Consider the following 25,027-nt stretch of genomic DNA (forward strand, 5'->3'; position numbering starts at 1 on the left):
AATATATAAATTTATTTCTTTTTAGATGTCTTTCTAGTTGTTTTTTTAGTTGATTTTTTCGAATCAACTAACTTAACCGCATCTTCTTTTGTGAATTTTTCAATTTCAGTAGTTTTAGGCAACTCTATTTTAGTTTTACCCTTAATTACATTGAATCTTCCCCATCGTGCTTTTTCAACTCGAATACCAACATCTTCCCAGTTGTGAATTAATTTTTCTCTTTCTTTCTTCTTCTTATCTTCTATTAATTCTTCTAAGTCTGATTGTGTTAAATTATCAAAATCATACTTTTTATTCACATTAATAAAGATTGAATTCCATTTAATAAATGGTCCAAACCTACCAACTCCTTTTTGTATTGGGAATCCTTCATATTCTCCAATAGGAGCATCTGCTTTTCTTTTTGCTTCGATAAGTTCAATAGCTCTGTCCATATCTACTGACATCGGATTTTCATCTTTATCTAACGAAACATACTTTCCATCAAATTTTATATAAGGTCCATATCTACCATTTGCTACTACAACTTCTTTTTCTTCATAATCACCTAAAGTCTTAGGTAACTTAAATAAGTCCATAGCCTCTTCATAAGTAATAGAACTCATGGTTTGATCACCTTGTAAACTTGCAAATTTAGGTTTTTCTTCATCTGTAGCCTCACCAATTTGAACCATAGCTCCGAACCTTCCTAAACGTACGTATACATTTTTACCAGAATCAGGATCGATCCCTAATAATCTTTGTCCACTAGCTCTTTCTGCATTTTCAGCAACATCTTCAACAGTTGGATGAAAACCTTTATAAAAATCTTTAATTACTGAAGTCCAATCTTCTTTTCCTCCAGCAATATTATCGAAATCACTTTCTACTTTAGCAGTAAATCCGTAATCTAGAATACTTGAAAAGTTCTCAACCAAAAAGTCATTCACAATGTTTCCAATATCGGTTGGCATCATTTTTCCTTTATCTGAACCTACTTTTTCTATTAAAACCTGTTCTTTAATTGAATCTGATTTCAAAACTAATTGAATATATTCACGTTCAACTCCTTCAGCAGTTCCTTTTTCTACATAACCTCTTCTTTGTACTGTAGAAATTGTTGGCGCATAAGTAGAAGGTCTACCTATACCTAACTCTTCTAAGTGTTTTACTAAAGAAGCTTCTGTATATCTTGCAGGAGGACGAGTATAACGTTGCGTCGTTGTAATATATTCATTATTTAACTCTTCGCCTACCTTCATTTTCGGTAACATTCCTGCTTGTTCTTCTTCTTCATTATCTGTTCCTTCTAAATATACTTTTAAGAAACCTTCAAATGTAATTACCTCTCCATTTGCAGAAAAATCTTTATCATTTTTATTGTTAGAAATTTTAACATTAGTTCTTTCTAACTGAGCTTCACTCATTTGAGAAGCAATAGTTCTTTTCCAAATTAAACTATACAATCTATCTTGATCATAATCTACAGAAACAGTATGAACCGCCATATTAGTAGGTCGAACAGCTTCGTGAGCTTCTTGTGCTCCTTTAGATTTTGTAGAGAAATTCCTAGGCTTACTATACTCTTTACCATAAGAAGCTTCAATTTCTTCCGCTGCTGCATTAACTGCTTCAGAAGATAAATTTACACTATCAGTTCTCATATAAGTAATCAATCCAGCTTCATATAAACGTTGCGCCATTAACATCGTTTTTGCAACAGGAAAACCTAACTTACGAGAAGCCTCTTGTTGTAATGTTGATGTTGTAAAAGGTGCAGCCGGCGATTTCTTAGCTGGTTTTGTTTGTAAATCTGAAACTGAAAAATCTGCAGACAAACATGAATTTAAAAAAGCTTCTGCTTCTTCTTTAGTAGAAAAATTCTTTGGCAATTTTGCCTTGAATTTTTTACCATCTGCATTAGTAAACTCAGCATCTACTCTATAAGAAGCTACAGGTTTAAAGTTTTCAATGTCACGTTCACGTTCTACAATTAAACGTACAGCTACAGACTGAACTCTACCTGCAGATAAACCTGCTTTTACTTTTCTCCATAATACAGGAGATAATTCATATCCTACAATCCTATCTAGTACACGTCTTGCCTGTTGCGCATCTACTAAATCATAATTGATAGTTCTCGGATTTTCTATGGCTTTTAAAATTGCATTTTTAGTAATTGAGTTAAATACAATACGTTTTGTATTGTCTTTATTTAACTTTAATTGTTCTGCTAAGTGCCATGCAATAGCTTCTCCTTCTCGATCTTCATCGGATGCTAACCAAACCATTTCTGCTTTCTTAGCTAAATCCTTTAACTTTTTAACTACCGATTTCTTATCTGAAGAAACAATATACTTAGGTTTAAAATCTCCGTCTACATTAACACCTAATTCTTTAGATGGTAAATCTGCAATGTGTCCGTAACTTGACTCAACTTGAAAATCTTTACCTAAAAATTTCTCAATAGTTTTTGCTTTTGCAGGAGACTCTACAATTACTAAATTCTTTGCCATGTATCTTTTCTTATAGATTTTTTGTTACACCATATATACAGTGCATTTTAAATTGCAAAAGTATAGAGTTTTTTTTTATTAGGAATTGTTTTGAAAGAATTAACGCTAATTTAAATTTAGAACAACACATTATTTAATGACAATTTGTCACATAATCATAAAATTGGTTGTATCTTTGCCTACTACTTACAAGAGATAAGATTATGGATCAGGTTGAAAAAGTTATAGACGAAAAAAAACAAGGAAAACCTTTATTAACAGAGCAGAAAGAAGGTAATAGCAAGAAACTTTTTATTGAAAGTTATGGCTGTCAAATGAACATGAATGATAGTGAAATTGTTGCTGCTATTCTTGCGGAACAAGGTTTTAATACTACTGGAGATATTAATGAAGCTGATTTAGTTTTAGTAAATACTTGCTCTATTAGAGAAAAAGCAGAACAAACTGTTCGTAATAGACTACAAAAATACAATCATGCTAAAAAGCACAATCCTAAAATGAAAGTTGGAGTTTTGGGTTGTATGGCTGAACGTTTAAAAGCTAAATTTCTAGAAGAAGAAAAAATAGTTGATTTAGTTGTAGGACCTGATGCTTATCGTGATTTACCTAATTTAGTAGAAGAAGTGGAAGCTGGTAGAGATGCTGTAAATGTAATTCTATCTAAAGAAGAAACTTATGCCGATGTTTCTCCTGTTCGTTTAAATTCTAACGGAGTTTCTGCATTTGTATCTATTACAAGAGGTTGTGATAATATGTGTACTTTCTGCGTAGTTCCTTTTACTAGAGGAAGAGAACGAAGTAGAGATCCGCAAAGTATTATTGAAGAAATTCGTTCGATGCACGAGCAAAACTTTAAAGAAATCACTTTACTTGGACAGAATGTTGATTCATATTTATGGTATGGTGGAGGATTAAAGAAAGATTTCCATAAAGCTTCTGAAATGGCTCAGGCAACTGCAGTAAATTTCGCACAGCTTTTAGATATGTGTGCTACTGAGTTTCCTAAAATGCGTTTCCGTTTTTCGACATCTAATCCGCAAGACATGACTTTAGATGTAATTCATATTATGGCTAAACATAAAAACATCTGTAAATACATTCACTTACCTATTCAAAGTGGAAGTAACACCATGTTAAAAGCCATGAACAGATTACATACTCGTGAAGAATACCTAGAGTTAATAGAAAATATTTACAAGATCGTTCCTGAAATGAATTTAAGTCAAGATATGATTGCTGGTTTCTGTGGAGAAACAGAACAGGATCATCAAGACACTTTAGATTTAATGGAAAAAGTAAAATATAGCTTCGGTTTTATGTTTGCTTATTCTGAAAGACCTGGAACTCTTGCTGCTAAAAAAATGGAAGATGACATTCCTTTAGCTGTCAAAAAAAGAAGATTACAAGAAATTATAAACTTACAACAAGAACATAGTTTATATAGAGCGAAAGAACATGTTGGAAAAGTTCAAGAAGTTTTAATTGAGGGAACTTCTAAAAAGAGTGAAAATGAATGGAAAGGTAGAAATACCCAAAATACTGTTGTAGTATTTCCTAAAGAACACTACAAGATTGGTGATTTTGTTAATGTAAAAATAGAAGATTGTACTTCTACTACATTAAAAGGAACTGCTGTTGGGTATTCTGAAAACAATTAAAAAATAATCTAGAAGAAAAAGAATGGAAAGTTTACAAGCAGTAAAACAACGATTTGGAATTATCGGTAACGATATACAACTCAATAGAGCCATTGAAAAAGCGGTTCGAGTTGCTCCTACAGATATTTCTGCTTTAGTAATTGGTGAAAGTGGTGTTGGAAAAGAAAGCATTCCTAAAATTATTCATCAGTTATCTCACAGAAAGCATGCAAAATATATTGCTGTAAACTGTGGAGCAATTCCAGAAGGGACTATAGATAGTGAACTTTTCGGTCATGAAAAAGGAGCTTTTACAGGAGCTACTCAAACAAGGAAAGGATATTTTGAAGTTGCAGATGGTGGAACAATTTTCTTAGATGAAGTTGGAGAATTGCCTTTAACAACTCAAGTTCGCTTACTTCGTGTTTTAGAAAATGGGGAATTTATAAAAGTAGGATCTTCTCAAGTACAAAAAACAAATGTTCGAATTGTGGCTGCTACCAACGTTAATATGCATGAAGCCATAAAAAAAGGAAAATTCAGAGAAGATTTATATTACCGTTTAAGTACTATAGAAATCGGGCTTCCTCCTTTAAGAGAAAGAGGAACAGATATTAAATTATTATTTAGAAAATTTGCTTCAGATTTCGCTCAAAAAAATAGAATTCCTGTAATTCGTTTAGATGAAAATGCTAGCAATTTATTATTAAACTATCATTTTCCAGGAAATATTAGACAACTTAAAAATATTGCCGAACAAATATCAATTATGGAAGAAAATAGAATAATTTCATCTGAAATTATTGCTCAATATCTTCCTAATATCTCTGGGAATTTACCAATGGTTGTTGGCAATTCTAATTCTTCAAATAACGATTTTGCAAATGAAAGAGACATTATGTATAAGATTTTATTCGACATGCGTAATGACATTAATGATTTAAAGAAACTTACTTTAGATTTAATGCAAAATGGCAATAGCACTGAAGTTCAAGAAGAAAACAGGAATTTAATTCAACGTATTTACAACGAAGAAACACCTACACATAATGTAGAAGTTGTTGAAATTCCTGAGATAGCTCCACAGAATAATTATGATTTTATTGAGACTATAGAAGAACACGAAAACCTATCTTTACAAGAAAAAGAAGTAGAGATGATTAAAAAATCGCTAGAACGAAATAAAGGAAAACGTAAACTAGCCGCTAAAGAATTAGGAATTTCTGAGCGAACTTTATATAGAAAGATAAAACAATACGATTTATAAATCGATAGCAAAGTCAACTAAAAAATGAAAAAAAGCATACTTATACTTTTCTACAGCTTTAGTCTTATTATCTTGATAGGATGTGGTGCGTATTCATTCACTGGAAAAGGTGATATTGGCGATGCTGAAACTATTCAAATAGACTTCTTTCCAAATCAAGCTCCTTTAGTAGAACCAAGTTTAAGTCAACGTTTTACTCAAGACTTACAAGATTTATTTACAAGACAAACGAATTTAACTTTAGTAAGAGCTGGAGGTGATCTGCGTTTTGAAGGTGAAATTATTGACTATAGAATTACACCTATGAGTGCAACTTCTAGTCAAGGAAGTCAAAGTGCTGCTCAGAATAGATTAACTATTGTAGTTAATGTTAGATATACAAACTCAAAGAAAGAAGAAGATGATTTTGAAAAACAATTTTCTTTTTATTCAGATTATGGTGCAGCTCAACAATTATCTGGATCAGTTTTAGAAGCTGCCTTAGATGAAATTTTGACAAGAATACATCAAGATATCTTTAATGCTTCTGTTGCTAAATGGTAAAAGAAAACTACATAGAAATCCTTAATCAGCCTGAAAAAATTCAGGATATAAATTCAAGTGAATTACAGTCTATTGTAGATAAATATCCATATTTTCAATCTGCTAGAGTATTACATTTAAAAGCTTTAAAAGATCAAAAAAGTTTTCGATATAACAATGAATTAAAATTAGCTGCTGCTCACACTTTAGACAGAGCTATTTTATTTAATTTCATTACTTCGACTATTTTTAAACAGTCTGAAATTACGAGTAAATCACAAGAAGACAAGAGAAAAGAAAGTAATCCTAAAAAAGACAAAAAAGAAAGTATTGAAGAAGAACTTGAAATAGGAAAACCGTTAACTTTTACTAAAAACGAAGCTTTTTCTTTCAACCAATGGTTACAATTATCTTCAGATATTCCTGAAATTCCAGAAGAAAAAATAGAGAAAAAAGAGAGAAATATTCAAGAAGATATTATTGATCGTTTTATTAATAATAACCCCAAAATATCTAGGGTTAACAAGAATGCTTCAGTCCCTTCAAAACAAAATGTAGTAAATCAAGAACCTACATTAATGACTGAAACTTTAGCTAGAATTTATCTAGAACAAAAGAAATATGATAACGCAATAAAAGCTTATGAAATATTAAGTTTGAAATATCCAGAAAAAAGTGGTTTCTTTGCAGACCAGATTAAAAAAATAAGAATTTTACAAAATATAAAATAATGACAACGTATAATTTACTTTTAATATTAATCTTAATTGTTGCAGTAGCTTTAATTTTAATTGTAATGGTTCAAAACCCTAAAGGAGGAGGATTATCATCTTCTTTCGGTGGAGGCGGTGGTATGAACATCGGAGGTGTTCAAAACACAAACAACTTTTTAGATCGTACTACATGGACATTAGCTATCGCAATGTTTGCTTTAATTTTATTAGCTAACTTTGCCATTCCTAGAGCAAACAGCGCAAACAATCCTGATCTTAAAGAATCGTTAGAAGGTATTGAAACTACAGCTCCTGCTGAAACAACACCTCCTGCAACAAAAGACTCAGTACAGTAAATTTTATACGACATAAATTACAAAATGCCAACGATGACACGTTGGCATTTTTTTATTGCTTTTTTTAAGAAAACAAGACTCCTAAGAAAAATTGTCAGTTTTATTTCAATGGCACAATTTCTGTCAAATAAAAGGAGAATATAAATTAAGATTAATCAATAATTTTTAAATAAAATGGGATTAAACATCAAACCTTTAGCAGATAGAGTTCTTGTAGAACCAGCTGCAGCTGAAACTACTACCGCTTCAGGAATTATCATACCTGACAACGCAAAAGAAAAACCTCAAAAAGGAACTGTTGTAGCAGTTGGAAATGGTAAAAAAGATGAGCCTTTAACTGTAAAAGTTGGCGATACGGTTTTATACGGTAAGTTCTCTGGAACTGAACTTAAATTTGAAGGAAAAGATTACTTAATGATGAGAGAATCGGATATTTTAGCGATCATCTAAACAATCAATTAATCTATTAAAAAACAAAACACAAAATGGCAAAAGATATAAAATTTGATATTGAAGCTCGCGACGGTTTAAAACGTGGTGTAGATGCATTAGCAAATGCTGTAAAAGTAACTTTAGGACCAAAAGGTCGTAATGTAATTATTTCTAAATCTTTTGGAGCTCCTCATGTAACTAAAGATGGAGTTTCTGTAGCAAAAGAAGTAGAATTAGAAGATGCTCTTGAGAATATGGGAGCACAAATGGTAAAAGAAGTTGCTTCTAAGACTAACGATTTAGCTGGTGATGGTACAACAACTGCTACCGTTTTAGCACAAGCAATCGTAAAAGAAGGATTAAAAAACGTTGCAGCTGGAGCAAATCCAATGGATTTAAAAAGAGGAATCGATAAAGCTGTAACTGCTTTAACTGAAGATTTAGCGAAACAAGCTAAAGAAGTGGGTGATTCTTCAGAAAAAATTCAACAAGTTGCTTCTATTTCAGCAAATAATGACACTGTAATTGGTGATTTAATTGCTACTGCTTTTGGTAAAGTTGGTAAAGAAGGTGTTATTACTGTTGAAGAAGCTAAAGGAACTGATACGTATGTAGATGTTGTAGAAGGAATGCAATTTGATAGAGGATATTTATCGCCTTACTTCGTAACAAATGCTGATAAAATGATCGCTGAGTTAGAAAACCCATACATCTTATTATTCGATAAGAAAATTTCTAACTTACAAGAGATTTTACCAATTTTAGAGCCAGTTGCTCAATCTGGTCGTCCTTTATTAATTATTGCTGAAGATGTAGACGGACAAGCATTAGCTACTTTAGTAGTAAACAAATTAAGAGGAGGATTAAAAATCGCTGCTGTTAAAGCTCCTGGATTTGGTGATAGAAGAAAAGCAATGTTAGAAGACATCGCAATCTTAACTGGTGGTACTGTAATTTCTGAAGAAAGAGGTTTCTCTTTAGAAAATGCAACTTTAGATTTATTAGGAACTGCTGAAACAGTAACAATAGATAAAGACAACACAACTGTTGTAAACGGTGCTGGTGATGAAGAGCAAATTAAAGCTCGTGTAAACCAAATTAAAGCACAAATCGAAACGACTACTTCAGATTATGACCGCGAAAAATTACAAGAGCGTTTAGCTAAATTAGCTGGTGGTGTTGCTGTATTATATGTTGGTGCTGCTTCAGAAGTAGAAATGAAAGAAAAGAAAGATCGCGTTGATGATGCTTTACATGCTACTCGTGCAGCTGTAGAAGAAGGTATTGTTGCTGGTGGTGGTGTTGCTTTAGTACGCGCTAAGAAAGTATTAGAAACATTAACTACAGATAATTTAGATGAAACTACAGGTGTTCAAATTGTAAACCGTGCAATTGAAGCTCCTTTACGTACTATCGTTGAAAATGCTGGTGGTGAAGGTTCTGTAGTAATCAACAAAGTATTAGAAGGTGAAAGTAACTTCGGATATGATGCTAAAACTGAACAATATGTAGATATGTTAGAAGCTGGTATTATTGATCCTAAGAAAGTAACTCGTGTTGCTTTAGAAAATGCTGCATCTGTTTCTGGTATGATCTTAACTACTGAATGTGCTTTAGTAGATATTAAAGAAGAAGGTGGCGCTGCTGCTGGAATGCCTCCAATGGGTGGTGGAATGCCTGGAATGATGTAATTTTAGATTACAAATAGTTTAAAAATTCTATCAAATATTTTTTTAGACTATACACATATATAAAAAGCAATCTCATTTTGAGATTGCTTTTTTATTTTTACTTAAATATATGATGAAATGTACTACAAAAAGCTTCTTATCTTTTTTTTACTGATATTCTTTTCAAATAGTGATGCGTTTTCACAAGAATTAATAGAAATTGAAGGAAATAACAAAACACATAAATTTCCTGTTTTAGAATATAACACTCATTCTGATATTGAACAAAAAGTAAATTATTTTCTTCAGTTAAAATACCTACTTCATCTCCCTGGGATTTTCAATGTCAATCCGTTTGAAAAAGTTTTAGACAAAGATATCGTTAACAATGATTATGAATTTATTAGCTGGAAACAACGTAAGCTAAACAAGAATATAATTTGTATTCAACTTGATCAAAAATTGAATGGAAAATCAATTACTTATTTGGAGCATTTTGATAAACGTACAGGTGATTTCTTTGAATTGAATGATCTGTTTAATAAAAAAGGAAGACAAAATTTACATGAGAAAATTTCAAAAAAAATAAACGAGTTAGTAGAGATTGGAAAAGTTCCTTCCTTAAAACATAACGTTGCACTCTCATATAAAATACAAGAAGATAAATTAGTTATTGTGTTCTTAAGGTTAGAAAATGAAACATTGGAATTACCATTTTCAGAATTAACACCTTTTTTCTCAGACTACGGAAAAAACTTATTACTACCTTCTAAAACAATAATCCGAAGGCCAGATATGGCAAATAAATTTTTAAAAGGAGAAGGAACTGCCTTTAATAGAAAATTAAATTATAGTATCTTGATCTTTAAAATAGGAAAAGAAGGTAAGGCTACAATTTATAGATGGAAAGATGTCCTGAAAAAAGCTGAAAAATATACTGATGCAACAGTAAAAGATAATGTGATTCAAGCAGATGATTTTCACTGGGATAAATTTGCAAAAAAGAAAACACATGCATACTACAGTTTGCACCTCGAAAAATTAGCTAATGGTAATTGGGAAGGAAAATTACAATTGGGCTCTCCTTTTTATAACTTAGTTTTCAAAGAATTTTAAATGAAATAGAATTAAAAAATGGAAATCAACTTACCTAAAAAACTAAATAAGGCTTTAGAAAAGGAAGCTAACGACGCAAATGTTAGCTTAAATGCACATATTATTAAAAAACTAGAATCTATCACACCTCCTAGTGAATACATAGACCATAAAGTATTGCAAGATGGCTTGCCTGTTCTTGTTGATTTTTTAAATACAATACCAAGTGTAGAAGTGCTCTCTAGTGATTTAACACCTGATGCTTATTGGTGGGTTAAATTAAATATTAACATAGAACACACACTTGCTTGGAATGTTGTACAAGAATTAGGTTTTGTTTTAAACTATATTTCAGTTCAAGAACCTCTTCCAACTGTATTTAAACCCGTTTCTCCTCCGCCCTATTTAAACGGTGGACCTAACGAATTTTTATCATGGGTATTAGAATCTACCTATAATTATATTGATCCTAAATGGATTAAAAGTATGTTAGAAGGAAGATTACCTAATCCTGTTGAGGATGAAAGTAATTGGGAATAACTGAAATCATTAAACAAATTAAAAAAAGTAGTAAAATATATAGATTATGATGAAAGAAAAAATTGAAATTCCATTAAGTAAAACCAAACTTTTTTTATCTGTTTTAGGAGCTATACTGTTTGTTATAGCTGGGGTTTGGCTATTTTTCAACACTCAGTTATTTTATAATTTTCCTTTTAAAATTTTTAGAATTCCAATTGTAATTAAAATTATTAGTGTTATCGATATTTTATTCTTTGGAGCTATTGGTTTGTACGCCTTAAGAAAATTAAAAGATAAAAAACCTGGACTAACCATAGACGCTGAAGGGATTTTTGACAACTCAAATGCTGCTAGTGTCGGATTTATAGCCTGGAAAGACATTACTTATATCACGGTCAAAAAAATAATGCCTACAAAAATTATTATCATCGATGTTGTTAACCCTGAAGAATACTTATATAAAGCTAAAAATAAGACAACTAAAAAATTATTGCGCTCTAATATGAAAATGAATGGAACTCCTATTTCTATTTCTTCTAATAGTTTGAAAATTGATTTTAAAGAGTTAGAAAAACTTTTACAAACTGGTCTTGAAAGTAGTAAAAATAATACGTCATTATAACCTAAGATAAAACATATAAAATTGATTCAAAAACTTTTAATATTTCTATATCTAATTATTTCATTTGTATTTGGGATAGGAATACTACTTAGTTTTTATGATTATAGTTATTCAGGATATTACTCAGAAAAGTTTATCAATTGGACTTGGTTATCCATGACTTTCTTGATTGTTTTCAGGTTTTGGAAAAAGCGATTTATTAAAATATTTTCCATTGTATTAATTTCAATTATTTTATTGAGTATACTCCCCATGGCTATCCCTTTTTTGGGTATTTTAAATTATTTTTCTACCTATGGTGATTATCAACAAATTCAATTAAATTCAAAATACCGTTTAGAAAGAACTAAACACCACCCTTTGTCTCCTCAGAGAATTTTTATTTATGAAAAAAAAGGAATTTTAGAAAAAAATATATGCCGATCCAATTATGATGAAATTATTGCAAATGTTCTAAGTCTTGAACATAATGAATATAAACTTTTACCCTTGCAATATTGTAAGTTGATTGAAGCTAATGAAACTGAAGTTAAAATTGAATATCAAATCTTAAATAAAAAGAAAATAGTACATCACAAGTTAAACAATAATGATGGTTATTAGAATAACAACTCAAATGATATTGCTGTCTTTTTTAGGACTTTTATTGTCTTGCTCAACTAAAGAAAATAAGCCTAAAAAAACTATAGAAAAAAAGAAAGACTCTATACCTATAGAGGTTCCGCTTCAAAATTCAAAATATCATTATGTGGCAAATGACGAAACTTTATTATACGGTGATACAAATATAGATTACACTTCTACTAAAATAGATACACTCGATTTTTTAGAACCTGTTGAAATCATCGAAAAACATGAAACATTAACGCATACTTACGTTAATCTTGATTCTAGAATTAAGGAACTTAAAGGGTTTGTATGTAAGATTAGAACATTAGATGCCAAAGAAGGTTATATTTTTAGTGAATTTCTAAGAACTAATCATCAAATAGCTAAATATATCAATGTAACTGGTCTTGATGAAAAAAGTATTTCTAAACATGGTAAGTTTAGCAAAGGAAAAGCTTTATTACAACTATTCAATAGTTTTGATAGTACTTCATTAAAAACGTATTATTATACTACCGCAAATCGCCTTTCTGTTCGTAAAACACCTTCATTAAATGGTGAAAGAATTACTATTCTAAAATATATGTCACCTTTAGAGTTGGTTGAAGATCTACCAAGTAAAAAAGAGATTGTTAATGATGTTGAACTTGGTAAAATCAGAGGAAACTGGTGTAAAGTAAAACTATTAAATAAGCAAGAAGGTTATGTGTTTAATGGATATCTCTCTTCTTTTGAAAATTTATCTTCAAAATCAATTCCTAAAGGAATAGAACCGCAAGAATTATTGATTAATGGAAAATTAAAAACAACCACAACGCTAAACCGTTTTTTAGAAGTTATGGGGAAACCAGATAGTATAAAATATTATAAAGTTGTTAAAGAAGATTTTTCAGATAAAATCAATAGAACCTATAAAAACGGGATATTATATATTCAACAAATTACACCTTATGATTATTTTGACTATGGTGGTGGCGGTTGGATATATGACGATGTAAAAATGAAATTCTATTATAAAAATGGAGTTGAGTATGAAGAACTCAATGGAGAAGTAAGCTTTGCTGATATAAACTTTAGTTTAAATAATAATCATATTTTATACAACGGGTTTAAAATTGATAGCACAACAACATTAAAAACGATTACACAATTATTTCCTATCCAATCTATTCAAAAATTTTGGCGATATAATGATTACCCTTCTAAACTTTATGAGTTTGGAGTGGTAAGAAATAAAAACAGTGGCTCGGAAATAAATTGGCAATTATTTTGTGACGAAAAAGCTCGTAGTTTTAACGTATATTGGTACGATTAAATAACATCTAACAAAAAATCAACAGTTAACTAAATAAAAACAAAAAATAAGTTAATATGGGTTGGGATATTAGCTATCATCCTATTTCTGAAGAACAAATTATTGAACGTTATTTTAATGTACTTGATGATAAAACTCTAATTACCGAGTTATCTATCAAATACAATATTAAAGAGTTTTACACTAATAAATATGAAGAACTCATAGATATTGCTTTAGTTACAACCCCTGAAGATGTTTTTGATAAAACTCACGGATATTACATAGCTGCTGTTCAAGGTTTTTTTGAAAAATATTTTTATGTTAGAGGAAGCGCTATTTCTTTTCTAGAAGATAAACACTTGTCTAAATACACTAAAAATTGGCAAGACATACTTCCAAAAGAAAAACTTACTAACGAAGTTCATAATCAGATTTTAGAAAATTATAGTTCTGGAAAGTTTATTCCGCCAGAAAAAGTTATGCAATTGATAGATGATTATGACACTAATGAAGTGTTGCAAAAAGAAATTAATGCACTATTCTCGCATGATCGAATTGCTATCTTTTTTAAAGCTTTGTTTTATGCACACGAAAAAGGGCTTGGGCTTTTAGAAGCTACTGAAATTGTAGAACCTAATCCTATGAATTTAAACAGTTCTGTTTGTTATTCTAACTTGTTCAACTGTGATCCAGAAGGCGCTTTATTATATAGAGATGCTGCTAGGAAACAATTTGCTGAAATAGAAAAAAAAGAAAATTTAGATTCAGGAACCATTGCTTCCTCTGCAAAATATGAAGTTATTAACTCTGAAGTTTCTAAACAGAAAAAAAAGAAAAGTATTTGGAAACGGCTATTTAACAAATAGGCTGTTCTAAAAATTAATCTTAATAATACATTTCAGACGAACTAAATTTCTCTTTCATAGAATTTAATTATTTCAAAAAAAACTTAAGTCTTTATGATAATTTAAAAAGAGGCTGGATTACTTTTTAATAATCTCAACCTCTTTAATTCATCAAAATGAATAACTAAACAATTAATTTAATCTGAAACCAATTTTGAATACATAGTTACTAAAGAAAGAAAAAGTATAGTTTTCTGCTTTCCTCCCTAAAGTTCCTGGTCTTGGTTTTTTACTATTCACCAAATAATTGAATGTTAAAGGTTTTGCATCAAAACCTATAAACAAATCATCTGTTAAATAATAATCTATTCCTGCTATTCCTTGCAATCCTACACCAAATAGCTCTACATGTCTTATTCCATAATTAATTTGATCTTGACTAATAGTTGGATCAAAAACTGAGCTTCTTGAATAATCAAATGGAACAGAAACCCCTACATAAGGTAATAATTTAGGCCTCTTTAAGTCAAAATACCATTGAATACCTGGAGCGACATGAATATCAATATCATCTTCTCCAACAACTGCACTATATGCAGGAACTAAAACATCTCCATCTGTATTTACTACGCCAGGAATATTTATTTGTTCAGGAGTATTTCTATACGTAACACCACCTGTTAGTGTTAATGCCATTTTATCTTTTATAAAATACTTCCCTTCTAGCCCGACCATATTTACCAGACTATTGTTATTATTATCTAAAGTTCTATAATAAGGAGCTAATCCGTCTACTTCGTTTACTCCTAAATTCTGTGCTGAACCAGATTCTAAATACGTTCCTCTACCTAACAATAAAGAAACAGTAAGGCTTCCTTTAACTGGCTTATAATTATTAGTGTCTTTTTTACTTTGAGCTATAACTGATTGTAAGCATAGCAGCGATACAACTAGTATTAAAACTACTTTTTTCATAATACAATTCTTTAAGAAATTAATGTTTTTTAGAGTACCCAAGAAATACTCTTGGGTACTTTTAATTAAGTCTTAAAGACATCTTAAGACGCTAATGCTTCTTCCATTAACTTTTTGAAACTTTCTGCTAATTCTTTACGTTGCTCAATTTCAGCTTCTGTTTTTTCGATTAAAGCTTCTAACTCAGCAATATCAGCTACTCTCTTTTCTTCTAAGTTTACTTTATCTTGCTTAATATCTTCTAAATCGTTTTTAGCTTTAGCAATATCTTTTTGAAGTTCTAAAACTGCAGTCTCCTGTGCTTTAATTTCATCTTCTATCTTTTCCATTCTTTCTTCATAATCTGAACCACTATAAGCACTTGCTTCTAACTCTAATTCTAAACCTTCAAAATAAGCGATATCACCCTGTAAGTCAGCTATAACTTTTTGGTTTAAATTTACTTCTAAACCTAAAGCATCAATCGTATCTAATAAAGCGGTATACTCATTCAGTTTAGTATCATCTACTAATGCAGCTAAACGAGTTAATTCATTTTCTGCTGTTTTTAAGTTTTGTTTAGCTTCTTCTAAATTCTTTCTAAGGTCTAGAATACTGTTTTCAATAGTTGTAATTAACTCTAATTGCATAACAACATCATTCGCTAAATCAAAAGCTTTAACTGCTGCATCTCTTTCAGATTTTGCATTCTCTACTTGAGTTGTAATTGTCGTATCAAAAGTATCTTGCTTCTCTTTTAACTCAACTAACTCAGCTTCTTTTTCAGATAATTCTGATTTTGCATTACTTAATGCAACTTGTGCATTAACAAATGCTGATTGTGCTCTGTTAAAAGCTACTTCATTACTTTCAACAGTATCATCTGCTTCGATATTAAAATATCTTCCACTAGTTGGTGTTGGAGTTATAATTGCACCTGGAGGAAGATCTGCAGCGCTAAAATAAGCTGGATTTCCGTAAGAAATTGGATTTGAATTAGCATTTAATACTAATCTGTAAGTAACTGCAGAATTATCATTATGATTTCCTGCTTTATCATCTGGACCTACATCAGACACTGTTTTTCCAGAAGGATTCGCATCAAAAATTGCTTTCTTAGCATTATAGTCAGCCTCTAATACAGCTAAATCATTTTCTATAGTTTCAATCGTTTCTTTATTCTGAGTAATTGAAGCTGAAACTGTAGCTATTTCGTTTATTAAAGCACTATAATCTGCTGCTAAAGTAGCTATTTCATTGTAAGCTTCTTCTTTTTCATCTTTTAACTTCTCTGCATTAGCTCTATTGATTACTGCTTGATTGAATGTGATTGTAACTCCACCCGTTAAATCATTTAACTCGTCTTGAGCATCACTTAAATCTGTATTTGCATTCTCTAAAGCAGTTTCATTTGTTTGAATTGTTTTCTTTTCTGCTTCTACATCTAATTTTGCTTGTTGATAATCTGCAACATTATCTCCAAATTCAGCTAATTCTGTAGTTCTAATTTCAGTGATTCTCGCGTTTCTTTCCTTATTCTCAGCCTTTAAGTCATCGATTTGTTTTTGTATAGCAATCACTTGAGCTCCAATAGAAGTTGGCTCTGATAATACTGCTTTTAACTGAGCTAATTTCTCTTGATCTTTTGTTAATTGATTCTCTAAAGCAGCTATATCAATATTTTTTAATTCGATTGCTTCGTCTTTATCAAAAACACCGTCAATAACAGTAGCTTTTAACGCAGCTAAATCACGTTTTTGTCCTTCTAAATCTGACTCTAATGAAATTACAGTACCCATTTCAACTAAATACTTTCCTAAGTATTTTTCAGCTTCTTGAGATTTTGTAGCTTGAACTTCTAGTTTTAATTGTAATAATGCTTTTAAATGTTCTTCTTTAGCCAATTCTAATGCATTTTCTGCATTCAAAATAGCTAAAGCATTTTGTGCTTCTTGTGCTTCATTTAACAATAATTGGTGAGCTACTTTTGCAGCTTCTAAATCTGCTTCTGCTTGAATTAAGCTCGTTTGCGCCGCTAAAAATGCAGCTTGATTTTGGTAAATTACTTTTACTTCTTCTGAGATTTCATCATCTACACACGATGTAAAACCAATGGAAGCTAATACTAGCCCTCCTAAAGCTAATTTTCTAAAATTTTTCATTTCTAGTTATTTAAGTTTTTAGATTTATTGTAAATGAAGAATCATATCTTTTCTTAAACAATTTTTCATTTACTTTTCATTTTCGAGTGCAAACCTAAGATGAGAACAGACTGTAGACTATCGTTAATCTATAACCGCTCTAAAAAAAATACTATTCGTAGTAGTCTGAATCTATATTTGTTTTTTTATTTTTATTTATTATGCCTTAAATCGTACTAAGAAGATTCAAATTTTAACTCTTAAAAGGTGATTTTTTTCATCTACAATAAAACAACAGACCTTGATACTTGAAGAATATTTGAAAAAATTAACTCCGATGCAAGACGAAAAAGCAGCAAAAATTGCTAGTTTTTTTGAAATGGAAACTTTGAATAAAGGAGATTTAATTATAAGAGAAGGTAAAACAAGTAAGAAATCTTACTTTTTAGAATCTGGAATAATTAGATGTTATATTATAGATTTAAATGGAGAAGAAGTTACAACACGCTTTTACAGTGCACCTGATTTTTTAAATGATTATTTGTCTTTTTTTAAACAAAAACCAAGTGAAGAAAACTATGAAGTTTTACTAGATTGCAAAGCATGGAGTATTAATTTAGAAAACGTTCAATACTGTTTTCATAATATTCCGGAATTTAGAGAGTGGGGAAGAATGTTATTAACTTTGAATTATGTGAAAATGCATAAACATATGATCTCATTTCACAAACATACAGCACAAGAACGTTATGAGAACTTACTAAAAAACCATCCCGAAATAATTCAAAACATCCCTTTAAAAATAATAGCTTCTTATTTGGGTATCACTAAATATTCACTGAGTAGAATTCGAAAAAACATCTCCTAAATATTATATTTAAGATCATTAAAACTTGTAATTACTTACAGAAGTAACTCCATTTAGTTCTTAAAATATTTTTCTTTTAAATCTTCTAGCATTTCTTTTGTCAGTGGTTTGTTTCTAAATTCAGAAATAAAATCGTTAGAAATTGCTCTTTCTTTATCAATAATATTCAAAGAAGTGGTTAGCATCACCACTACAATTTGTGCTCTTTTATGTTCTGGTAAATCTTCATATTTCTTTAAAAACTCCCAACCATCAACCTTAGGCATATTGATATCTAAGAAAACAATATCTGGAATATCGCTTGCGTCTGCAGTTTCTAAAAATTCAATTGCTTCCTCTCCATCATATTTAGTGACGATTTTATCACAATAATTATTATCCTTTATAATTAGTTCATGTATAAAATTCGTAGCCTTATCATCATCAACAAGTAGAACAGTATTGATTTTGGTGCCCATTATATGTTGTTTATTATACGTTGAATTTAACTATTTCTTTTTTAATAGTAAAATAAAAGTCACTTCCTTCTCCCTCTTTTGAGTCTACCCATAGTTTTCCGTCATGCATTTCTACTATTTTTTTGCAATGAGATAATCCTATTCCTGTTCCTTCGTAAGCCTCTTTACTGTGTATTCTTTTGAATATTGAAAAAATTTTTTCTTTATATTCTTCTTTTATCCCAATTCCATTATCACTTACCTTAAATTTCCAATACTGTTGTATATCTTCTGAAGATATTTTTATTTTGGGTTGATTTTCTGGATCTTGAAACTTTATTGCATTTGAAATCAAATTTTGAAACAATAATCTTAATTCAGATTTATATGCAGTTATAATGGGTAAAGTATTCCATTCTATAATCGCATTGTTTTTGGAAATCATCGTACTTAAATCTTGTTTTACATTCATTAAAACCTCATTACAATCTACTTTAGTTATTTTTTTATTTTGTCCTAATACTGAATATTCTAATAAATCTTTTACTAGGTTTCTCATTCTACTTGTTGCAGCGTTTATAAAACCTAACATGGTTTTTCCTTGTTCATCAAAGCTATCATTATATCTATTATCAAACATATCAACCATTGTTGATACTGTTCTCAAAGGTTCTTGAAGATCGTGGGAAGCTATATATGTAATTTCATTTAACTCTTTATTTTTTTCTTGTATCTTTTCTAATGCATGATTCAATTTCTCATTTTTATCTTTCAAAATTAGACCTGATTTTTTCAATTCTTTCTCTATTGGCCTATAAATAAAAAATACTTCTAGAATAAGAACTAATAATGCCAATAAGAAAAGTAAGTACTCTATTCTTACTATAAAACTTAATTTTGAATCAGAATTCTTTTCAAGAATCTCTACAATTGCATCCATTTCCAAAAGGAATTTATTCTGATTTTGTATAATTGCTTTAAGAGGTATTTCTGAGTTTCCTGTATGTTTTACCTGTTCTTTAATGAAGTTTATATATAGTTCTACTGCTTTGAGTTTATCACTTAGACTTGCTTCTTCTTTTGATGTTTTATCAATATTATCAACTCGAGATTTTAATAGTTCATGAGCACTTTCCCATTGGGTAAGCAGACTTTTCAAATCTTCTTTGGACTTAGCTTCAGAACCAATCCTATGAAATTCAACAGCAATTCTTTGACTTAACATACGTTGTTTACCAGCTACATTAATGGTGTTTGCATCTGTCTTTTTTTGTTTTAACCAGTATTGTATAAAATATTGATTAATTCCTAAGACCAATACTGTAATACATATACCAAGTATATACCTTTTATTCATAGCGCATTAAGTTACAAAAATCACTTTACAAAAACAGGTTCTATAAATTAATTAATGCTCTTCTTTAATTTAGATATGCTTGTAATTCTTTAAGGAAAAGTTATTAATGTACTGGAGTATTCTAATTTATTTCAGAAGTTGTCATAAGGCAATTCTTCTTTGAATTAACACAACTTACTTTGTGAAAAAATAAGTTATTATGGATTTATCTATCACTTCAGTTCCCAATTGGTTATCTATTTTATTCGCAGTTACCTTTTTCTTTATTCCTCCTTTTTTAATAGCTAAAGCGGCTCAATATGCATACAATACATCAGGAGTTTCTAATGGTCAAAATATTAAAAAAAATATTCTCTATTTCTATTGGTTATATTTCACTGCTGTGGGTATTATTTCTCTGTTGGGTGTTTTTTCTGTGAATACTTTACCTCCCAGAATAATTATTATAACAGTCGTTCCTCTGTTTCTTTTTTACCTTTTATACCTTCCACGAAAAAACTGGTTTAAAACTATTATACAGCATATACAACTTGAACAATTAATTTACATTCATGTATTTAGATTTGTAGGTATTTTCTTTTTCTTGGTGAATTATTATGGAGCTTTACCTGATTTTTTCTCTATTATTGGTGGAACTGGTGATATGCTTACTGCTATTTTAGTTTTTCCTGTAATTTATGCACTTAAACGAAAATATAACTTTTCCAAAATACTAGTTTGGATCTGGAATATTATTGGTCTTCTAGATATAATTTCTGTTTTAATTACAGCGATATCTGTAACTAAATATGCAATAGTAAATGATAAAGCTGGTGTAATAGAATTTGGTACATTTCCGTTTAGTTGGATTCCTGCTTTTGCTCCAGCTACTATTATTTTCTTACATGTTTTAATTTTCAAGAAGCTCATTGAAAAACAAAAAACTCAGGAGTAATTCCTGAGTTTTTATTCTAATTTTTCTTATGATTCTTTACAACTTCTTCGTCTCGATATCGACAACAAGCATCTAATTTTTCATAATCTTCTTGAGTTGCTTTAATCTCTTTAGTATCATGACCTACTTTAGCTACATTTTGACAAACTATTTTTTTATCTGTTTTTCGTTCATCTATAATAACCATTAGTTGATGTGTTTCTAAATTCCAATTTGCATACTTTACTCCTTTGGTATTTAGTGCTGCTTTCTCAATACGAACTTTACATTCCATACATACACCATCTACTTTAAAAGCTAACTTTGCGTTTCTTTTCTTTTTTTGTTGCCCAAAACTACTTACTGTAATGAATATTAGACATAATAATGTGATAATTTTCTTCATGATATTTTAATTTTTAATCGATTTTAAATCTGAATCCTGCATAAAAAGCGCTTCCAAATATTGGAGCATATACTATAGTACTATCAAAACTTGCTCCAAACGGACTCTCACTTCCCAAAATTGGATTTTCTTGTTGAACATTAGTTAAATTTTCTCCTCCTATATACACTTCAAATTTCTTAGAAAACACCTTAGTAATTTGTGTATTTAATAAGTTAAAACCGTCGGCGTAATTAGGTAACTGATCTTGAATTGGATTGGAAGTTGTGTTTGGTAATCTTTGTTTGCCAATAAAATTATAGGTTACATCAAACTTCCATTGTGATTCATTAATTTTCTTATTTGTATTGTATGAAACATTGGTGAAAAATCTATTTCTAGGCTGTAAAGGCTTTGCTAAATTTCCAGAAACATAATCTGTAGAAACATCAAAAAACTTATATGCTGTTCTAATATTGAATCTAGAAAACGGCTCGTAGTTTACTTCTACTTGAAAACTATTAGCAATACTTTTTCCATCTAAATTATAGAACGAAATAGCTCTTGGATTTTCCCAATCTACTACTGCTTGATTTTCAAAATCTGTCATATAGTAATCGAATGTGATATCTCCTTTTTTTCCAAACAACTTGAAACCTTGTAAAAAAGAAACTCCGTAATTCCATGCAACTTCTGGATTCAATCCATAAATATTTCCTCCTGTACTATTGATATTAATTTGACGTGAGGAAGCAAATAACTGTTGATTTTCAGCGAAAATATTTGGACTTCTTTTTCCTCTACCCACAGAAGCTCTTAAAACTCCTTTCCTCCAAGGAACATAACGTAAATGCAAACGAGGCGTTAAAAATGTTCCTAATAAATTATGAAAATCTATTCTTAAACCAGCTGTTAAACTAAAATTCTCACTATTATCGTAAGCATATTCGAAAAAAGCACCTACAGAATTTTCATCTCTATTAAAGTTTGTTGTCTCTACTAATTCTTCATAATCATCGTAAGTAAAGCTTAAACCTGTTTTAAACTTATTTCTTGTGTCTCCGATTATAGAATTAAATATAAAATTTGAGTACACGCTTTGGTGCTGAATATTATAATCTCTTAAACCGAAATACGATTCTTGATCGTGATTACTATAGGCTAATTGTAGTCCCATACTTTGAAATGGAAGTTCAGGGAAAACATAACCTAATTTTCCTGAAAAATCGAAACGTGATGTTTTAATCTCACTTCCCCAAGCATTTGTAGTTTTCTTATCAACATCAGAATCAAAATTTAATTCCCCTGTTTGTTTTCTATCATTTAAATATCTAAAATTTAAAAAACTCACCCAACCTGTTTCGTTATCAACAAACTGCCAACGATTCATAACATTGATCTGTTCTGCTAATGGTGCATCTAAAAAGTTATCATTATTATTATCAAACTTTTCAGTTCTTAAATTCCCATGTACATACAAACCCGTACTCCACTTCTTACTAATTTCTGTATTGAAATGCGTATTTAATTCTAATCGTCCGTTTCTATTTCCATAAGCATTTACAAATATTTTCTTATCTGTTAACGGCTTCACTAATTCGGCATTAATTTGACCAGAAATACTTTCAAAACCATTAACTACACTTCCTGCTCCTTTGGTTATTTGAATGCTTTCTACCCAAGTTCCTGGAGTAAACGTTAATCCGTACACTTGAGAAGCACCTCTTACCATAGGAATATTTTCTTGAGCAATTAATAAGTAAGGACTGTTTAATCCTAACATTCTAATTTGTCGAGTTCCTGTTAATGCATCTGAAAAATTAACATCAATAGAAGGATTTGTTTCAAAACTCTCCGCCAAATTACAACAAGCAGCTTTTAGTAACTCTTCGCTATTTACAGTAAAAACATTTTCTGTTTGTAAAAACGATTTTGAAGTTGCCTGCTTTTTTACAGAAACAGACACTTCATCTAATATTGCTTGTTCTGTTAAAAAATGATGAATCGGTTTTAAACTATTAACTTCTATCGTATCTGTTTTGTATCCTACAAAACTTACAACTAACTTTTTATATTCTTTTTTATAAGGTATTTCGAACCAACCTTTTTCGTTTGTGGTTGTTCCTATTTTTGTATTTAACCAATGTACATTGGCTCCAAACACTCCAAGGTTATCTTTTGGATTATTTTTATCCATAATCATACCTTTAAATGTTTGTTGTGCATACGTTTGCGAGCTTATTAAAATAAGCACACAAACCAACATCTTAAAATTCATGGTTTATATATGATTTATGTGTACAACTTCTTTTTAATCATCGACATTAAGTCACTAAAAAAGATGTGTAAATCATATGATGTATACTTCGTGTAAAACCTGCAAATCTAGATCTAGATTTGGTGGTGAGTAAAACTCATTAGTGTTTGTTTGTTTGCAACTCTCTACAAACAAATTATAATAAGAAGAAAGAAATGCAACTACAAATTGTTGCTTTTGAATATCAAACTTCTCTGCAGTATTTTTAAGATCATCTTGACCTTGAACTTGTTCTATTTCGTCTTTACAACAATTCTTTTTCTTGATTACTTCAGGATCATCACAATCTTCTTCTCCTACTTCACCTGAACAATCTTCTCCATTTCCAAAATAAGATACACTTACCAAATAATCGCCACAATAATGCTTTTCTACAGTAAAAGACAATGTAGAAAATAACACTAATAGTGCTAATAAAATTGACGATATTTTAGTAAACCATATTTTCACCTTGTTTTACAAAAATAAAAAACTTCTGGCAAAAATGTTATAACATTAACATTTCAGTAACTAAATTAAGATGAATGGTTTAGTTTTATCGACTAACTGTTATACTGATCTGTTAAATCTTTCTCTCAACCACATAGTCGATCATCATTAATAGTGATTGTTTGTACTCAGAATCAGGATAATTTTCAAGAATTTTTAATGCTCTATTTTTATAATTATGCATTTTTTTTACGGTGTATTCGATTCCACCATTTTCTTTCACAAAAGAAATAACTTCTTTAACCCTTTTTTTATTTGTATTGTGATTTTTTACTGAGTTAATTAACCATTTTCTATCCTTATCGCTACAGTTGTTCAAAGTATAGATTAAAGGTAATGTCATTTTTTGCTCTTTGATGTCAATACCTGTTGGTTTCCCTATCTTCTCATCTGTATAATCAAACAAATCGTCTTTTATTTGAAAAGCTATTCCAATATATTCTCCAAATTTTCGCATTTGTTGAACAACTTCATTACTACACCCTACAGATGCTGCTCCAATACCGCAACACGCAGCAATAAGAGTTGCTGTTTTTTGGCGAATAATTTCAAAATAAATATCTTCAGTAATATCTAACTTTCTAGCTTTTTCTATTTGTAATAACTCTCCTTCACTCATTTCTCTTACAGCAATAGAAATCAGTTTTAAAAGGTCAAAATCTTCATTATCTATTGACAATAATAATCCTTTAGAGAGTAAGAAATCACCTACAAGTACTGCTATTTTATTCTTCCAAAGTGCATTAATTGAAAAAAAACCTCTTCTTATGTTACTATCATCTACAACATCATCGTGAACTAGTGTGGCTGTATGAATAAGTTCGACTATAGATGCTCCTCGGTAAGTTCTTTCATCAAATCCTCCATTGGAAGTCATTTTAGCGACTAAAAAAACAAACATTGGTCGCATTTGCTTTCCTTTTCGTCTTACGATATAGTATGTAATTCTGTTTAACAACGGAACTTTAGACAACATTGAATCTTTGAATTTAGATTCAAATAGTTCCATCTCTTTTGCAATCGGAATTTTTATTTGCTCTACAGGTTTCATTAAGGCTCCCTTATACATGTCAAAAATAAAGAA

At 30.1% G+C, this 25,027-nt stretch carries 24 protein-coding genes; 15 read left to right on the top strand and 9 right to left on the bottom strand.

Translation table 11 applies throughout. The features are described 5' to 3' along the window. Positions 1 to 11: 11 nt before the first annotated feature. Positions 12 to 2,495 carry a type I DNA topoisomerase gene (gene topA / locus AQ1685_RS17380; RefSeq protein ID WP_095074240.1) on the bottom strand — a complete coding sequence of 828 codons (2,484 nt, stop codon included), beginning with the start codon at positions 2,493 to 2,495 and terminating at the stop codon, positions 12 to 14. 203 nt (positions 2,496 to 2,698) lie between these two features. Between topA and miaB the strand changes: the two genes are divergently transcribed. The 13 genes from miaB to AQ1685_RS17445 all read left to right on the top strand — a co-directional run bounded on the left by miaB (position 2,699) and on the right by AQ1685_RS17445 (position 14,103). Beyond that, positions 2,699 to 4,153, top strand: coding sequence for a tRNA (N6-isopentenyl adenosine(37)-C2)-methylthiotransferase MiaB (gene miaB / locus AQ1685_RS17385; RefSeq protein WP_095074241.1), 1,455 nt, complete (start codon positions 2,699 to 2,701; stop codon positions 4,151 to 4,153). A gap of 22 nt (positions 4,154 to 4,175) precedes the next feature. Then, a complete protein-coding gene (locus tag AQ1685_RS17390) occupies positions 4,176 to 5,399 on the top strand; it encodes a sigma 54-interacting transcriptional regulator (protein ID WP_095074243.1) in 1,224 nt (407 codons plus the stop codon). A gap of 24 nt (positions 5,400 to 5,423) precedes the next feature. Then, entirely contained in the window at positions 5,424 to 5,942 is a 519-nt protein-coding gene (locus tag AQ1685_RS17395; protein ID WP_095074244.1) for an LptE family protein, read from the top strand. Further along, a complete protein-coding gene (locus tag AQ1685_RS17400) occupies positions 5,936 to 6,652 on the top strand; it encodes a tetratricopeptide repeat protein (protein WP_095074245.1) in 717 nt (238 codons plus the stop codon). Before AQ1685_RS17395 ends, AQ1685_RS17400 begins: the two co-directional genes overlap by 7 nt. Continuing rightward, positions 6,652 to 6,990, top strand: coding sequence for a preprotein translocase subunit SecG (gene secG / locus AQ1685_RS17405; RefSeq protein ID WP_095074247.1), 339 nt, complete (start codon positions 6,652 to 6,654; stop codon positions 6,988 to 6,990). The genes AQ1685_RS17400 and secG overlap by 1 nt, the downstream gene beginning before the upstream one ends. Positions 6,991 to 7,164: 174 nt before the next feature. Next, positions 7,165 to 7,440: a co-chaperone GroES gene (locus tag AQ1685_RS17410; protein ID WP_095074248.1), complete on the top strand. Its 276-nt coding sequence runs from the start codon at positions 7,165 to 7,167 to the stop codon at positions 7,438 to 7,440. Positions 7,441 to 7,475: 35 nt separating this feature from the next. Next, positions 7,476 to 9,113, top strand: a complete 1,638-nt coding sequence (gene groL, locus AQ1685_RS17415; protein WP_095074250.1) for a chaperonin GroEL — start codon at positions 7,476 to 7,478, stop codon at positions 9,111 to 9,113. Positions 9,114 to 9,230: 117 nt separating this feature from the next. After that, positions 9,231 to 10,208 carry a hypothetical protein gene (locus AQ1685_RS17420; RefSeq protein WP_095074251.1) on the top strand — a complete coding sequence of 326 codons (978 nt, stop codon included), beginning with the start codon at positions 9,231 to 9,233 and terminating at the stop codon, positions 10,206 to 10,208. 18 nt (positions 10,209 to 10,226) lie between these two features. Then, positions 10,227 to 10,727, top strand: coding sequence for a hypothetical protein (locus AQ1685_RS17425; RefSeq protein WP_095074252.1), 501 nt, complete (start codon positions 10,227 to 10,229; stop codon positions 10,725 to 10,727). 46 nt (positions 10,728 to 10,773) lie between these two features. After that, complete coding sequence (locus tag AQ1685_RS17430) at positions 10,774 to 11,331, top strand: STM3941 family protein (RefSeq protein WP_157730269.1); 558 nt, start codon at positions 10,774 to 10,776, stop codon at positions 11,329 to 11,331. A 21-nt stretch (positions 11,332 to 11,352) separates the two neighbouring features. Then, positions 11,353 to 11,934, top strand: a complete 582-nt coding sequence (locus AQ1685_RS17435) for a hypothetical protein (protein ID WP_157730270.1) — start codon at positions 11,353 to 11,355, stop codon at positions 11,932 to 11,934. Then, entirely contained in the window at positions 11,924 to 13,255 is a 1,332-nt protein-coding gene (locus AQ1685_RS17440; protein ID WP_157730271.1) for an SH3 domain-containing protein, read from the top strand. Before AQ1685_RS17435 ends, AQ1685_RS17440 begins: the two co-directional genes overlap by 11 nt. 56 nt (positions 13,256 to 13,311) lie before the next feature. Next, positions 13,312 to 14,103 (top strand): hypothetical protein, encoded by a 792-nt coding sequence (locus AQ1685_RS17445; RefSeq protein ID WP_095074259.1) that lies wholly within the window; start codon positions 13,312 to 13,314, stop codon positions 14,101 to 14,103. 171 nt (positions 14,104 to 14,274) lie between these two features. Here AQ1685_RS17445 and AQ1685_RS17450 read toward each other — a convergent pair whose 3' ends face one another. Then, the gene (locus AQ1685_RS17450; protein ID WP_095074260.1) at positions 14,275 to 15,057 is read right to left on the bottom strand and encodes a BT1926 family outer membrane beta-barrel protein; all 783 of its coding nucleotides are present in this window, start codon (positions 15,055 to 15,057) and stop codon (positions 14,275 to 14,277) included. Between the two features lie 83 nt (positions 15,058 to 15,140). Continuing rightward, positions 15,141 to 17,198 (bottom strand): coiled-coil domain-containing protein, encoded by a 2,058-nt coding sequence (locus AQ1685_RS17455; RefSeq protein ID WP_095074261.1) that lies wholly within the window; start codon positions 17,196 to 17,198, stop codon positions 15,141 to 15,143. A gap of 280 nt (positions 17,199 to 17,478) precedes the next feature. Between AQ1685_RS17455 and AQ1685_RS17460 the strand changes: the two genes are divergently transcribed. Next, complete coding sequence (locus tag AQ1685_RS17460; protein ID WP_197697486.1) at positions 17,479 to 18,045, top strand: Crp/Fnr family transcriptional regulator; 567 nt, start codon at positions 17,479 to 17,481, stop codon at positions 18,043 to 18,045. 53 nt (positions 18,046 to 18,098) lie between these two features. Here the strand turns inward: AQ1685_RS17460 and AQ1685_RS17465 are convergent, their stop codons facing one another. Then, on the bottom strand, positions 18,099 to 18,503 hold the full coding sequence (locus AQ1685_RS17465; protein WP_095074263.1) for a response regulator: 405 nt from the start codon (positions 18,501 to 18,503) through the stop codon (positions 18,099 to 18,101). Positions 18,504 to 18,516: 13 nt separating this feature from the next. Continuing rightward, the gene (locus tag AQ1685_RS17470) at positions 18,517 to 19,839 is read right to left on the bottom strand and encodes a sensor histidine kinase (RefSeq protein WP_095074265.1); all 1,323 of its coding nucleotides are present in this window, start codon (positions 19,837 to 19,839) and stop codon (positions 18,517 to 18,519) included. A gap of 199 nt (positions 19,840 to 20,038) precedes the next feature. Here AQ1685_RS17470 and AQ1685_RS17475 point away from each other — a divergent pair, with 199 nt between their 5' ends. Beyond that, on the top strand, positions 20,039 to 20,773 hold the full coding sequence (locus AQ1685_RS17475) for a hypothetical protein (protein ID WP_095074266.1): 735 nt from the start codon (positions 20,039 to 20,041) through the stop codon (positions 20,771 to 20,773). Positions 20,774 to 20,789: 16 nt separating this feature from the next. Here AQ1685_RS17475 and AQ1685_RS17480 read toward each other — a convergent pair whose 3' ends face one another. The 4 genes from AQ1685_RS17480 to AQ1685_RS17495 form a co-directional block, all read right to left on the bottom strand. Further along, positions 20,790 to 21,158, bottom strand: a complete 369-nt coding sequence (locus tag AQ1685_RS17480) for a heavy-metal-associated domain-containing protein (protein WP_095074268.1) — start codon at positions 21,156 to 21,158, stop codon at positions 20,790 to 20,792. Between the two features lie 13 nt (positions 21,159 to 21,171). Then, positions 21,172 to 23,334 carry a TonB-dependent receptor gene (locus AQ1685_RS17485; RefSeq protein WP_095075107.1) on the bottom strand — a complete coding sequence of 721 codons (2,163 nt, stop codon included), beginning with the start codon at positions 23,332 to 23,334 and terminating at the stop codon, positions 21,172 to 21,174. A 153-nt stretch (positions 23,335 to 23,487) separates the two neighbouring features. Next, entirely contained in the window at positions 23,488 to 23,904 is a 417-nt protein-coding gene (locus AQ1685_RS17490; RefSeq protein WP_095074270.1) for an HYC_CC_PP family protein, read from the bottom strand. A gap of 112 nt (positions 23,905 to 24,016) precedes the next feature. Next, positions 24,017 to 24,994, bottom strand: coding sequence for a polyprenyl synthetase family protein (locus tag AQ1685_RS17495; protein ID WP_095074271.1), 978 nt, complete (start codon positions 24,992 to 24,994; stop codon positions 24,017 to 24,019). Positions 24,995 to 25,027 lie beyond the last annotated feature (33 nt).

This window comes from Tenacibaculum jejuense (assembly GCF_900198195.1).
In the GTDB taxonomy this organism is placed as follows: domain Bacteria; phylum Bacteroidota; class Bacteroidia; order Flavobacteriales; family Flavobacteriaceae; genus Polaribacter; species Polaribacter jejuensis.

Bases quoted from the DNA above. Each gene is read 5' to 3' on its own strand.
- topA (WP_095074240.1), bottom strand. From the start codon at position 2,495: ATGGCAAAGAATTTAGTAATTGTAGAGTCTCCTGCAAAAGCAAAAACT.
- miaB (WP_095074241.1), top strand. From the start codon at position 2,699: ATGGATCAGGTTGAAAAAGTTATAGACGAAAAAAAACAAGGAAAACCT.
- AQ1685_RS17390 (WP_095074243.1), top strand. From the start codon at position 4,176: ATGGAAAGTTTACAAGCAGTAAAACAACGATTTGGAATTATCGGTAAC.
- AQ1685_RS17395 (WP_095074244.1), top strand. From the start codon at position 5,424: ATGAAAAAAAGCATACTTATACTTTTCTACAGCTTTAGTCTTATTATC.
- AQ1685_RS17400 (WP_095074245.1), top strand. From the start codon at position 5,936: ATGGTAAAAGAAAACTACATAGAAATCCTTAATCAGCCTGAAAAAATT.
- secG (WP_095074247.1), top strand. From the start codon at position 6,652: ATGACAACGTATAATTTACTTTTAATATTAATCTTAATTGTTGCAGTA.
- AQ1685_RS17410 (WP_095074248.1), top strand. From the start codon at position 7,165: ATGGGATTAAACATCAAACCTTTAGCAGATAGAGTTCTTGTAGAACCA.
- groL (WP_095074250.1), top strand. From the start codon at position 7,476: ATGGCAAAAGATATAAAATTTGATATTGAAGCTCGCGACGGTTTAAAA.
- AQ1685_RS17420 (WP_095074251.1), top strand. From the start codon at position 9,231: ATGTACTACAAAAAGCTTCTTATCTTTTTTTTACTGATATTCTTTTCA.
- AQ1685_RS17425 (WP_095074252.1), top strand. From the start codon at position 10,227: ATGGAAATCAACTTACCTAAAAAACTAAATAAGGCTTTAGAAAAGGAA.
- AQ1685_RS17430 (WP_157730269.1), top strand. From the start codon at position 10,774: ATGATGAAAGAAAAAATTGAAATTCCATTAAGTAAAACCAAACTTTTT.
- AQ1685_RS17440 (WP_157730271.1), top strand. From the start codon at position 11,924: ATGGTTATTAGAATAACAACTCAAATGATATTGCTGTCTTTTTTAGGA.
- AQ1685_RS17445 (WP_095074259.1), top strand. From the start codon at position 13,312: ATGGGTTGGGATATTAGCTATCATCCTATTTCTGAAGAACAAATTATT.
- AQ1685_RS17450 (WP_095074260.1), bottom strand. From the start codon at position 15,057: ATGAAAAAAGTAGTTTTAATACTAGTTGTATCGCTGCTATGCTTACAA.
- AQ1685_RS17455 (WP_095074261.1), bottom strand. From the start codon at position 17,198: ATGAAAAATTTTAGAAAATTAGCTTTAGGAGGGCTAGTATTAGCTTCC.
- AQ1685_RS17465 (WP_095074263.1), bottom strand. From the start codon at position 18,503: ATGGGCACCAAAATCAATACTGTTCTACTTGTTGATGATGATAAGGCT.
- AQ1685_RS17470 (WP_095074265.1), bottom strand. From the start codon at position 19,839: ATGAATAAAAGGTATATACTTGGTATATGTATTACAGTATTGGTCTTA.
- AQ1685_RS17475 (WP_095074266.1), top strand. From the start codon at position 20,039: ATGGATTTATCTATCACTTCAGTTCCCAATTGGTTATCTATTTTATTC.
- AQ1685_RS17480 (WP_095074268.1), bottom strand. From the start codon at position 21,158: ATGAAGAAAATTATCACATTATTATGTCTAATATTCATTACAGTAAGT.
- AQ1685_RS17485 (WP_095075107.1), bottom strand. From the start codon at position 23,334: ATGGATAAAAATAATCCAAAAGATAACCTTGGAGTGTTTGGAGCCAAT.
- AQ1685_RS17495 (WP_095074271.1), bottom strand. From the start codon at position 24,994: ATGAAACCTGTAGAGCAAATAAAAATTCCGATTGCAAAAGAGATGGAA.